This is a genomic window from Chryseobacterium bernardetii (assembly GCF_003815975.1).
GTDB classification, from domain to species: Bacteria; Bacteroidota; Bacteroidia; order Flavobacteriales; family Weeksellaceae; genus Chryseobacterium; species Chryseobacterium bernardetii.
Genome location: NZ_CP033932.1, coordinates 3744410 through 3757318, shown reverse-complemented (window position 1 = coordinate 3757318; position 12909 = coordinate 3744410). Strand labels below are relative to the sequence as shown.

The window sequence follows — 12909 nt, the reverse complement described above, 5'->3', positions numbered from 1 at the left end:
CAAAATAATATATGGCTACATTAAAAGGTGGTGAGTTCCTGATTAAGGAAATTCCTGCAAACGAAATTTTCAGTATTGAAGAACTGAATGAAGAACAAAAAATGCTTCGTGATTCTGCGAAGGAATTTATAGATAGAGAGGTTGTTCCTCAAAGGGAACGTTTCGAAAAGAAAGATTATGCATTCACTGAAGAAACAATGCGTAAACTTGGTGAAATGGGAATGTTGGGAATTGCTGTTCCTGAAGAATACGGAGGTCTTGGAATGGGCTTTGTAACTACAATGTTAGCTTGTGATTACCTTTCGGGAACTACAGGTTCATTAGCAACGGCTTATGGAGCGCACACCGGAATCGGAACACTGCCAATCGTTCTTTATGGAACGGAAGAGCAAAAGAAAAAATACCTTCCGGACTTAGCAACAGGAACAAAATTCGGAGCTTATTGCTTAACTGAGCCGGATGCCGGTTCTGATGCAAATTCTGGAAAAACTAGAGCTAAACTTTCTGAAGATGGAAAACATTATATCATCAACGGCCAGAAAATGTGGATCTCTAATGCAGGATTTGCAGATACATTCACTTTATTTGCTAAAATTGATGATGATAAAAACATCACAGGTTTCGTAATCAACAGATCTGAATTAGAGAATCCTGAGAGCTTAACTTTCGGTGAAGAAGAACACAAATTAGGTATTCGAGCTTCCTCTACCCGCCAGGTTTTCTTCAATGATATGAAAGTCCCTGTTGAGAACCTTTTAGGAGAAAGAAATAATGGTTTCAAAATCGCTTTAAATGCTTTGAACGTAGGTCGTATCAAATTAGCGGCTGCTTGTTTAGATGCTCAAAGAAGAATCTTAAACCACTCTCTTCAGTATTCTAACGAAAGAAAGCAGTTTGGTGTTTCTATCTCTACTTTCGGAGCTATCAGAAAAAAACTTGCTGAAATGGCAACAGGTGTTTTCGTAAGTGAAGCTGGTTCTTACAGGGCTGCAAAAAATGTTCAGGATAAAATTGACGAATTGGTAGCTGGTGGAATGGATCACCAGGCTGCAGAACTTAAAGGTGTTGAAGAATTCGCTGTAGAATGTTCAATCCTTAAGGTATTCGTTTCTGATCTTGCACAGCACACTGCTGATGAAGGAATCCAGGTGTACGGAGGTATGGGATTCTCTGAAGATACTCCTATGGAAGCTGCCTGGAGAGATTCAAGAATTTCAAGAATCTATGAGGGAACTAACGAAATCAACAGGCTATTGGCAGTAGGAATGCTTATTAAGAGAGCCATGAAAGGAGAATTAGACCTTTTATCCCCAGCTATGGCAATCAGTAAAGAATTAATGGGTATTCCATCATTCGAAGTTCCTGATTATTCAGCATTCATGAGCGAAGAGAAAGCTATTATCGCTAACCTTAAGAAAGTATTCCTTATGGTTTCCGGAGCAGCTCTTCAAAAATATATGATGGATATTGAAAAGCAACAACATTTATTGCTGAATGCTTCGGAGATTCTTAATCAGATCTATATGGCAGAATCTGCAGTATTAAGAGCAGAGAAACACTTCTCTCCTGATTCTGTAGAAGCAGCTATGGCTCAATTAAACCTTTACAAAGCTGTTGAGAAAATCATCGTAGCAGCTAAAGAAGGAATTATTTCTTTTGCTGAAGGAGATGAGCAGAGAATGATGCTTTCAGGATTAAGAAGATTCACTAAGTATACTAATCACCCTAATGTAGTGGCATTAACTGAAAAAGTGGCTGCGCACTATATTGAAAAAGGAGCTTATTAGTCTTTATAACATAAATTTGATTTCAAAACGCCCCAAAAACGGGGCGTTTTTTCTTTACTTTACAAAAAATTTAAGGAATTTCATGTTTTAATATTTTTTTCCTAACTTTATGATAGCTAGAACCATTTCATTTAAAATACAAACCTATGGGAAAATTTATTATTTCTAAAAGAGCTAACGGCGAATTTCAGTTCAACCTTAAAGCCGGAAACGGGCAGGTTATTCTAACAAGCCAGGGCTACAGTAGCAAACCATCCTGTGAAAACGGGATCAATTCTGTAAAAACCAATTCTCAGGAAGATGCCAAATTTGAAAGAAATACCGCCAGGGATGGCAGGTGTTATTTCAACCTTAAGGCAGGAAATGGCCAGATTATAGGAACCAGCCAGATGTATGAAACAGATAACGGAATGGAAAACGGAATAGATTCTGTAAAGAACAATGCTCCCAATGCTTCTGTAGAGGATGAAATAAATTTATAGAACAATCTTAAATAATCTCTATAAAAATGTCTTATTTTTTTAAGGCATTTTTTATTTTTGTACTCTATTCTCATAGAAAAAATGACAAAAGAAGAATTACTGAATAAAGCTATAAAAATTGCTGATAAGGCTCATAAAGGACAAACTGACAAATACCACGCTCCATACATTGCACACGTAATGCGCGTGATGGAATACGGTAAAACAATAGATGAAAAAATAGTAGGTGTTTTGCATGATGTGGTAGAAGATCACCCATTAGAATTCAGCCTGGATTATTTAAGAAGCGAGGGCTTCCCGGAATATATCATTTTTGCCATCAGCTGCCTTACTAAATTTGATCCGGAAGAAGACTATGATGAATTTATCAAAAGAACAGAAAGATCACCTCTTGCTGTTGCTGTGAAGCTTAATGACCTTCGCGATAATATGGATCTTAGAAGAGTAAACCGTGAGCTTACCCCTAAAGATATTAAAAGATTCAATAAATATCTCAAAGCCTATCGTTATCTGATAGAAAAATACTAATCAACCAAATGACTAATAACCTTCCTAAGATTTCAAAGGCTTATCAATCTAAGCTGATTTCTGCTATTGTATCAGTTTCAGCTTTTTTCCTCATATACTTACTCCTTATCCTGATTTCTCTCTTAATGATTTTTCTCTTAGGATATGGCGCTGTAAAGCTATTGACAATTAAGGTCAATTACTTTACAATTTTTGGTGCTGCAGGATTATTTAGTGTAGGCCTTTTTGTATTCATATTTCTCATCCGGTTCATTTTCAGAAAAAGTGATTATAGTACACGCCATCTGATAGAAGTCTCACGCTCCCATCAGCCAGAACTTTTTGAAATGATTGATGAAATTGTAACGGAAACAAAAGTTCATCCTCCCAAAAAAGTGTTCCTCTCTCCGGATGTAAATGCCAGCGTTAGCTATAATTCTGTTTTCTGGAGTATGTTTTTACCTGTAAAGAAAAACCTTACAATTGGTATGGGATTGATTAATACAACCACAGCAGGAGAACTGAAAACAGTGCTGGCCCATGAGTTTGGTCACTTTTCTCAAAGAAGTATGAAAGTGGGTGGTTATGTAAACCAGGCGGAAAAAATTATTTTTGAAACTGTTTACAATAATAAGGACTATGAAAATTTTATTATGGAGTTTTCAGGAAGTAATGCCTTTTTTAAAATTTTTGGCCTTATTTCAGTAAGCTTCATCAATGCATTTCAATATATTCTTAAAAGCATTTCAAATTTTCTTTTTAAAAACCATGCTTCCCTGCAAAGAGAGATGGAATATCATGCTGATGCTATTTCAACTTTTGTAACCAATCCGGAAGAACAGATTTCATCCTTATTAAGATTGGAATTGAGTGATGCAGCCTTTAATTATGCTGTTAATTTCTATATTGAAAGCAAGCAGAAATATCTTCCAAAAAACCTTTATGAAAATCAGGTTTCTTTAATGAAAATTTTCAGCGAAAGAAATAACCATCCTTACGCAAATGGGCTTCCCAGGATAGATATTGAAGATCTGACCCGTTATAATAAATCCAGAATTGAAATTGAAGACCAATGGTCATCTCATCCTGACATCGCTAAAAGAGTTGAAAGGATTAAAAAGAACGAAACCCGAAATACAGCCAGAAATCACAAACCTGCCGAAGCAATAATAAAAGGCTACGAGAAAATATGCGAGACTCTAACTGCAAAATACCTCACTTTATTACAAATTAAAAATGTTGGAGAGGTTATAGACGGTAATACCTTTACAACACTTTATCTGGAAAACAACATATACCAGAATCTGATTTCCGGCTTTAATGGGTATTATGAAAGGCATAACCCTATTTTAGAAGATCCTGAGACTCTTATTGAGGATTCCGGGCCTGATCATGAAGCTGATCTATTCAGCGATAAAAAGGTTTCTCTGGTGTATGAAAAAGCTGGTATAGAACAGGATCTGCAAACTTTACAGTATCTGGCTACACAACCCAAAGAAATAAAAACATTCAGATATAACGGCGCCTTACATAAATCAAAACAAGCTGTAGATATTATTCCTCAGCTTGAAAATGAACTTAAAAACGTGACAGCCGAACTTCGTAAAAATGACAAATCCATTTTCAAGTATTATTATCATATAGGCAGTAATGAGCACAGAATGAGTTTAATAAGCAAATACAAAAAAATGTCTGCAATAGACAAAGAATTCGATGAATTCCAGGCAAGCCTTAATGAGTTTATCGGGTACTTACAGTTTATGGCAGTTACTTTACCTTTTGAAGAAATCCGGAAGCACCGAGCCAAGCTTCTGAAAGCAGAAAAGCCGTTTAAACAAAAGATCAGAAATCTTCTGGAAAGCTCAGCTTACAAGGAATTAATCACGGATGAAGAGAGCCGTATTCTTCAACAATTTGCTGATTCTGAATATATTTATTTCAACAATAACCGATACCTTCAGAATGAAGTAGACTCTGTATCATTACTGATTGAAAAATACCAGGCCCTTTTAAATACTTACTATCTTAATACGAAACAGGAACTCTTAAAATTACAGTTAGAAATAAGCAAAGTATATTAATCCGCACCAGGGAAATCATACGTTTTCACTTCATGATTTGTACCATCAATATTGATGTTTAAAGCAAGGTATATGAAATGTAAATTTTTATTTCCTTTTGCTTCAAACTCACGCTGCCAAAGGTATCCGCTTACAACTCCGAAGTAATCATCGATCTGATAGCCGAAACCGCCATACACCCTGTTCCTTGCAAAAGTAGGCTTCATTGGGGTTACCAGGAAAAGCTCATCATAGGCATTGGCAAAAACAGTCCCTTTTTTGATTTCTTTAGCATTTAAAGGAACACTTACATTCAAGCGGTAACGGTAACGCATTCTCTGAGAAGTATTGTCAGTTTGCGGTTCATAAAACCAGCTTTTTTCGACACGAAAACGGTTCTCAAACTTCACAATGCCTTTTTTAATATCAATGATATCCTGAAGCCAAACCCTGAATTCTTCTTTGCTTAATTTCTTATCTTTATAATTGACATATCTTCCCAGTCCCACAAACGGTTTGTGATTCTTGGTAAGATTATAGCCGAGCCCTCCTTTTATTTCGTAATAATCCGGGTACGTGTAATCTTCATTACCTCGCAGCTGACCTTCTCCGTAGATGAAAAATTTAGGATGAAACTTATAGGTTAGAGTCACTGCATTGAAGCTGGAAATATGTTCCTGAGCTTTGAAGAAAGATAGACTAAGAAGTAGACTTAAACCTAGAAAACGCTTCATAAAAAATTTTTGCAAATGTAATTTTTTTAACAATTTGTTAATATTAACTTTCATTAATATTAAATTAACACTTACTTCATATTAATTGTGTAAGAAAACCCAATATGGAACCATCTTTGCGGCATTTCAACGCCAAATGCTTCCGTATATTTTGTATTGGTGATATTGTTCACTAAAACATACACAGAATAATCTTTTTTAGTAAAGCTTAATTTCTCATCCAGCAGCTGATAGCTCCCCAAATTCATCCTTTCATTATATCTGTACACAATTTCATTAGTAAAAGCCCCAAGGAATTTTGTTTCCACTTTACCAATAAACTGATGTCTAAGGTTATCCATGATATACCTTGAAACAAGCTCATTGGATTTCTGAAACTGACCATCAATATAGGTGTAGCCGGCCATCATCTTAAGCCAGCCCGTCATTTTGTAGCTGATCTCGGTTTCTATTCCTTTAATTTTTATATTCCCCACATTTTCGGCTACCCAGGTTTTATCATTGATATCTTTTTTAACCCAGTCAATAGAATTCTTCGAATCTCTCAAAAAACCACTGATTTTAGCTAAGATCTTCTGGTCCTGGTACTGGTATCCCACCTCTGATGAAACTCCATTTTCAGGCAATAGATTGGGGTTACCACGCTCCTGCGGACTTACATAATAAAGATCGGTAAAAGTTGGTATACGGTGTACCTTGGCAATATTTCCATATACTTTATTATTGGGGTTAAAGTTATAACCTACATCCAATCCGGGATAGAAAAAGTTTCCTTCTTTAGAATAATTGGCCCATGAAATCCCCGGGCTGATGTTTAATTTTTTATCCAATAAGGAGAAATGATGTTCAAAGAAAACCTGGGAAACAAAACGGTTAGGATTGCCCAAATTACTGCTCACCAGAAACTCTTTTCTAAGCTCCACACCTACTCCTGTTGTTCCCAATCCCCATTGATAGCTGGAATTCACTTCCCCACCAACATTATTCCCGATGTGCATGTTTCTGTAACCTTTGGGGTTCTGTCTGGTATACAGATACATATCCTGACCTCTTCTCCAGTAAACATTGGAATTTATTTTTAACCTCCCAAATGTCTGCTGATGCGCAATACTTACAAGGGAAGCCTGCATTTCTTCATACTGATCTATTGCATTTTTAGAGGCATAAAAACCGTTCGCACCGAATTTCTTTTCCGAAAAGCCAGCTTGGAGCCTAAGGTCTCCATTCTTAATATTCAGTTTTCCCTGGTAAAATACATTCCGGATTTCATAATCTGTATTATACATGTATCCCTCTGATCCTGAAGCATTAGCCTGAAGGGTGCTGGCAAATTTTTCATTTCCCATCTGAGCATTGAACCCTAGCCCATAAGAACTATAGTCGCCGCCCTCTGCGCTTATTTTAACTTTTTTTCCTGTTCCGGGCCTGGTAATCACATTAATTACCCCGGCATAAGCATTCTGTCCAAAACGTCTGGCTGCCGGACCTTTTATAATCTCAATCTTTTCCACATCTTCCAGATCTACAGGAAGGTTCATAGAATTGTGGCCTGTCTGCGAATCATTGATTCTTACCCCATTCAAGAGTAACAAAACCTGTTCAAAGGAACTTCCACGGAAACTGATATCACTCTGAACTCCATTGGATCCTCTCCTTCTGATGTCCATCCCCGGAACTTGCTGAAGAATCTCATCAATACTTTTGGATGGTGCATTAGCAATATCTTCTTTGGTGATTACAGTAATATTCTGGTTGGCACTTTTATAAGGAGTTGAGATAAATTTCCCTTGAAATTCAATGTTTTCAATATCTGTAGTTTTTTCCTGTGCATTTACCAGGAGTAAGGACCCCAGAAAAAAAACACTTCCTATCTTTTTGATCATAATCGTTCAGTAGTTTCTTTTAACAAGGTTCAAAAGTAAGGGAGTTCATGAAGACAGGCAAATGATACTTGTCATAAAAAAGACACAACCTGGATGCTGTGTCTATGTTTTTTGAGGGAGTATTCTATCTTTTTCTCATTAAATGTGTAACTAGATCTCTGAATAGTTTTCTCATTTCTATATTACATATTTATGAATACAATTTTAAATAATTTTAAAATATAAAACAATACCCAGACAAAAAAAGCTGTTAAAAGATCAAAAACTGTTTAGAATTCAATAACAGCAAGCCATAAAAAGAAAATAATTCTGCAAAATATATCGGAAATATCTTTTTTTCGGTTCCCAATCAGGATACCAACATCGCTGAATTTTTATTTTCCTATATCATTTTAGTAATAAGAGAAGCATATAATTTTTGCTAAAAAATTCGTAATTTTGTGGGTCTTAATTTTACGGCAAAACATTCTTTTTCAACTGTATTTTGAGCAGCATTAAACAAATATGCAGTCTCTGCCAGCTGAATCCGGAAATAATTTGAAAGTTCAATTGATGACACCCGGAATATTCCGGAAAACACCATTAAACTGGCAGTTTACAATACTGTACAGTTACTTTTATGAATAAACAAAATATGGCTGCTATTACAGAAATAGATATAAAAAAACAGATTTTTGTTAAGAATGCCCATCTTAACAATCTGAAGCATATTGACGTCCTGATCCCGAAAAACAAACTAATCGTTATTACAGGAGTATCAGGAAGCGGAAAATCTTCTCTTGCTTTTGATACCATTTATGCAGAAGGACAGAGAAGATATGTGGAAAGTTTAAGTTCTTATGCCCGTCAATTCTTAGGAAAATTAGAAAAACCTAAGGTAGACGATATTAAAGGGCTTGCCCCGTCTATCGCCATCCAGCAGAAAGTTATTTCATCCAATCCACGCTCTACGGTAGGAACATCTACGGAGATCTATGACTATATGAAACTTTTATTTGCAAGGATCGGGAAAACATTTTCTCCTGTTTCAGGGGAAGAGGTGAGAAAGGATTCCGTTTCGGATGTAGTTGATTTTATTAAGTCTTCTAAAAAAGACACTTCCTTTCTGTTAACTGCTCCTTTGGAATATGATGCTGAAAATTTTAAGGAAACCCTGAACGTTTTAAAACTTGCCGGTTTCACGAGACTTGAAATCAATGGAAATGTAGCTGGAATTGAAGACCTGGAAAGTTTTGGATTTACTCCGGAAAAAGGAATGAAAATCAATCTTGTGATTGACCGTTTTTCTTATGAAGAAGATGAAAGTTTTTTACAGCGACTGGCAGACTCTATTCAGATGGCATTTTATGAAGGCCGTGGATACTGTTCCTTAAAAAATACAGATACCGAAAAGGTAAAAGAGTTTTCCAATAAATTTGAGCTTGACGGCATGGAGTTCCTTGAACCGAATGTTCATTTCTTCAGCTTCAATAATCCGTATGGAGCATGTCCTGCCTGTGAAGGTTACGGAAAAGTAATCGGAATTGATGAAGATCTTGTGGTACCCAATAAAACATTATCCATCTATGAAGACGCTGTAGTCTGCTGGAGAGGTGAAACTATGAGCGAATGGAAAAAAGACTTCATCAAAAAAGCTGGTGATTTTCCTATTCATAAACCTTATCATCAGCTCACCAAAGAGCAGAAAAACTTCCTTTGGAAAGGTGATGGTAAAAGCAATTTCCCATGCATCAACAATTTCTTCAAAATGCTTGAAGAAAACCTTTATAAAATCCAGTACAGAGTGATGCTTTCCCGTTACAGAGGGAAAACACTTTGCCCAACCTGTGAAGGATTGAGGCTTCGTGAAGAAACAAGCTGGGTAAAAGTAGATGGTCACAATATTCAATCAATGATTGAACTTCCACTGGATGAGCTGGCACCATTAATTAACAGTTTAAAACTATCTGAACACGATCAGGAAGTTGCCAAGAGACTATTATATGAAATTACCACCCGCCTTGAGTTTTTATTAAAGGTTGGGTTAGGATATTTAACATTAAACAGAACCTCGAATACCCTTTCGGGAGGAGAAAGTCAGAGAATTAACCTGGCAACGAGCTTGGGAAGCTCTTTGGTAGGTTCCATTTATATATTGGATGAACCTTCTATCGGGCTACACTCTAAAGATACTGAAAACCTTATCGAAGTACTGAAAAACCTTCGTGATTTAGGAAATACAGTGATCGTAGTAGAACATGATGAGGATGTAATGCATGCTGCCGATTATATTATTGACATTGGTCCGGAAGCAGGTTATCTTGGTGGAGAACTGGTATTTGCAGGAGATTATAAAGATCTGAAAAAAGCCAATACGCTTACTTCAGAATATCTTACAGGAAGACTGGAAATAGAGGTTCCCAAGAAACGAAGAAAAGCAAAAGAATGGATTCATATTAAAGGAGCCCGCCAGAATAACCTTAAAAATATTGACGTAGATGTCCCTTTGGAAAGCCTCACTGTTATTTCAGGGGTTTCAGGAAGTGGAAAGTCTACATTGATGAAGGAAATCCTTACCAACGATATTCAGATACAACTGGGAATGGGAGGTAAAAAAGGAGATTATGATTCTGTAGAATTCCCTAAAAAACTCATCAAAAATATTGAGCTGATTGATCAGAATCCTATTGGAAAATCTTCACGTTCTAATCCGGTTACTTATCTGAAAGCTTACGATGACATCCGTGATCTTTTTGCCAAGCAGAAAGTGGCTAAGATGATGGGCTATAAACCGAAACACTTCTCTTTCAACGTAGACGGCGGAAGATGTGATGAATGCAAAGGTGAAGGAGTTATCAATGTTTCAATGCAGTTTATGGCTGATATTGAACTGGAATGTGAAGTTTGTAAAGGAACCCGTTTCAAAAGTGAGATCCTTGAAGTGAAGTTTGATGAGAAAAGTATTTCCGATATTCTTCACATGACCGTGGATGAGGCATTGGAGTTCTTTAAGGATAACAATGAAGAAAAAATCGTAACAAAACTGAGACCTTTACAGGAGGTTGGACTGGGCTATTTACAACTGGGACAAAGCTCTTCTACCCTTTCCGGTGGTGAAGCACAGCGTGTAAAGCTGGCTTCTTTCCTTGTAAAAGGGGTTACTACAGACAAAACACTATTTATCTTTGATGAGCCGTCTACTGGTCTTCATTTCCATGATATTCAAAAGTTGTTGAAGTCATTACAGGCACTGATAGACCTTGGGCATTCGGTAATTGTTATTGAACATCAACCGGATATTATCAAATGTGCTGATTATATCATTGATATTGGTCCGGAAGCAGGAAAACATGGTGGTGAAGTAGTATTTGCAGGAACCCCTGAAGATCTTACAAAAAATAAAAAGTCTTATACCGCAAAATACATCAAGGAAAAACTTGAAAAATAGATAAACAGAGAGCCATTGAGCTCTCTGTTTTTTTGATAATGTTTATTGTAAAATTTATTTATTGTACAGAAACGGGCTTTTCCCAAGGTAGTCAGAAACATCAATCTGCGATACCAAAAATTCTGCAAGATCTGCAGCACTGATACTTTCACCTTTACAGTCAACAAGACTTGTTTCTGTGGGAAAACTTTTGTCTGTCAGATTAATAAGTGGCAGCCGCACAAGCGTCCAGTCTAAATTGCTTTCTGAGAGAAGCTGATATTCTTTCTGCTTATCTGATGTTGTTTCAGGGTAATTCTGATACATCCATTCGGTAGCCATTTTCACGCGGTTATTCTTACAATCGGCTTCTGTATTTACACTCAATCCTGTTGTTACTATATATCTTTTGATTCCGTAATCATTCATTGCACGGATGATATTTTTTGCAGCATCACTGAAGATAGATTTCTCTCCTTTCGGTTGTCCCAGAGTACTCATTACGATATTGCAGCCTTCAATTAATGAATATACCGCTTTCTCATCCCTTACATCTCCTTTTACCATTTTAACTAAAGGATTCTGTGGTGCAAAGCTTCCGGGATTTCTAATTAATAGCTTTATAGGATATCCTTTATCCAGAAGATTTTGCATCAGATATTTTCCGGATTTTCCGGTTCCACCAATAACGGCAATTGTATTTGTTTTCATAATAATCTTATTTAAAATATAATGGTTCATATTCAAACGCCTAATCATGGTGATCAGCTTGTATATAAGTAAGTTTGAATTTAAATAAATAGGTAAATAGATTCAGAAATTTCTGAACCTGTTATTTTCAAGCTTTAGAATGGTGCCTGATATCGGGTAATATTTATAATAAGATTTTAATGAAATAAAAATACTTAATTATCAGCTAATAAAGTTTAAAATAAATTATTATTTTAATTTTTAACCTAATTAGAAACAAAAAAATACATTTTTTATATCAGGAAATTTCAGATTTTTGTAATCAATCTATTTTACCATGACATTAAAAAAAAATATTACAATACCTTCCTGTTTTCCTTCTTCTTGCTAATTGTTCTGTGAAAAAAAAGATAAGCTCAGATCATAATTATGAAGTGAAAAGGGATACTTTAACTTTATTTGATCAAAGCCGAAACCGTAAAATTCCTGTTGCCTATTATCTGCCCAAAACCCATAAGAAAATTCCGAATCAGCAGGTAATTATTTTTAATCATGGATATGGCTTTAATAAAGGCGGTGATTATTTTGTATATTCCTACTTAACTGAAAAGTTAGCTTCAAAAGGATATTTTTCTGTAAGCATTCAGCATGAACAAACTACAGATCCACTACTGCCTGTAGAAGGAAATCTGCAGATCGTGAGAAGACCTTTCTGGCAAAGTGGCTCCGATAATATCTTATATGTTTTGAAAGAGCTTAAAAAAACAAATCCGGATCTGGATTATAGGCACCTTACTTTAATAGGCCATTCCAATGGCGGCGATATGGCAGCTTTATTTGGAAATCAGCATCCTAATCTGGTTTATAAAATCATTACCATGGATAATAGGAGAATGTTCCTGCCCAGAACCAGCATTCCTAAAATCTATTCATTACGTTCCAACGATTATCCTGCCGATGACGGAGTTCTTCCTACCGAAGAGGAACAGAAAAAGTTTCACATGACGGTTCAGCCAACGTCCATCAACCATAGTCACATGGATAATAAGGGCGATGATGAAGAGAAAAAAGTATTAAATAGTTTTATACTAAAGTACCTTGAAGAACATTAATCCTGAACATTTTCCTCAGTATTAAATGAGTGGTTGTGGAATAATAAAACACTTATCCACAAAAAAATGTGGATAACTTGTGAATTTTAACATTAAATTCATATTTCTTATTAAAATTATCACTACATTTACTATGTAATAAACATCGAAGTGGAAACTTTATTTGCTTTTCTTACTACTCTTGAAATTGCAATTAAATTTGAAATAAAAATTTAAGCACAGCATTGTCGGCTGTGCTTTTTATTGTT

General features: G+C 35.9%; 9 protein-coding genes. 6 read left to right on the top strand and 3 right to left on the bottom strand.

The features are described from left to right. Positions 1 to 11 precede the first annotated feature (11 nt). The 4 genes from EG339_RS17045 (at position 12) to EG339_RS17030 (ending at position 4857) form a co-directional block, all read left to right on the top strand. The gene (locus EG339_RS17045) at positions 12 to 1787 is read left to right on the top strand and encodes an acyl-CoA dehydrogenase family protein (RefSeq protein ID WP_123871149.1); all 1776 of its coding nucleotides are present in this window, start codon (positions 12 to 14) and stop codon (positions 1785 to 1787) included. A 146-nt stretch (positions 1788 to 1933) separates the two neighbouring features. Continuing rightward, a complete protein-coding gene (locus EG339_RS17040) occupies positions 1934 to 2269 on the top strand; it encodes a YegP family protein (RefSeq protein ID WP_123871148.1) in 336 nt (111 codons plus the stop codon). 81 nt (positions 2270 to 2350) lie between these two features. Next, positions 2351 to 2797: a phosphohydrolase gene (locus tag EG339_RS17035; protein WP_123871147.1), complete on the top strand. Its 447-nt coding sequence runs from the start codon at positions 2351 to 2353 to the stop codon at positions 2795 to 2797. An 8-nt stretch (positions 2798 to 2805) separates the two neighbouring features. Beyond that, a complete protein-coding gene (locus EG339_RS17030) occupies positions 2806 to 4857 on the top strand; it encodes a M48 family metallopeptidase (RefSeq protein ID WP_123871146.1) in 2052 nt (683 codons plus the stop codon). Here EG339_RS17030 and EG339_RS17025 read toward each other — a convergent pair. After that, the gene (locus EG339_RS17025) at positions 4854 to 5570 is read right to left on the bottom strand and encodes a DUF2490 domain-containing protein (protein ID WP_123871145.1); all 717 of its coding nucleotides are present in this window, start codon (positions 5568 to 5570) and stop codon (positions 4854 to 4856) included. The genes EG339_RS17030 and EG339_RS17025 overlap by 4 nt on opposite strands. A gap of 71 nt (positions 5571 to 5641) precedes the next feature. After that, positions 5642 to 7453 (bottom strand): TonB-dependent receptor plug domain-containing protein, encoded by a 1812-nt coding sequence (locus EG339_RS17020; RefSeq protein WP_123871144.1) that lies wholly within the window; start codon positions 7451 to 7453, stop codon positions 5642 to 5644. 634 nt (positions 7454 to 8087) lie between these two features. On the opposite strand from EG339_RS17020, the gene uvrA reads away from it, so the two are divergent. Next, complete coding sequence (gene uvrA / locus EG339_RS17015; protein WP_123872711.1) at positions 8088 to 10880, top strand: excinuclease ABC subunit UvrA; 2793 nt, start codon at positions 8088 to 8090, stop codon at positions 10878 to 10880. Positions 10881 to 10934: 54 nt separating this feature from the next. Here the strand turns inward: uvrA and EG339_RS17010 are convergent, their stop codons facing one another. Continuing rightward, complete coding sequence (locus tag EG339_RS17010; RefSeq protein ID WP_123871143.1) at positions 10935 to 11570, bottom strand: NAD(P)-dependent oxidoreductase; 636 nt, start codon at positions 11568 to 11570, stop codon at positions 10935 to 10937. Between the two features lie 377 nt (positions 11571 to 11947). Here EG339_RS17010 and EG339_RS17005 point away from each other — a divergent pair, with 377 nt between their 5' ends. Beyond that, positions 11948 to 12661, top strand: a complete 714-nt coding sequence (locus tag EG339_RS17005) for an alpha/beta hydrolase (RefSeq protein WP_228459639.1) — start codon at positions 11948 to 11950, stop codon at positions 12659 to 12661. Positions 12662 to 12909 lie beyond the last annotated feature (248 nt).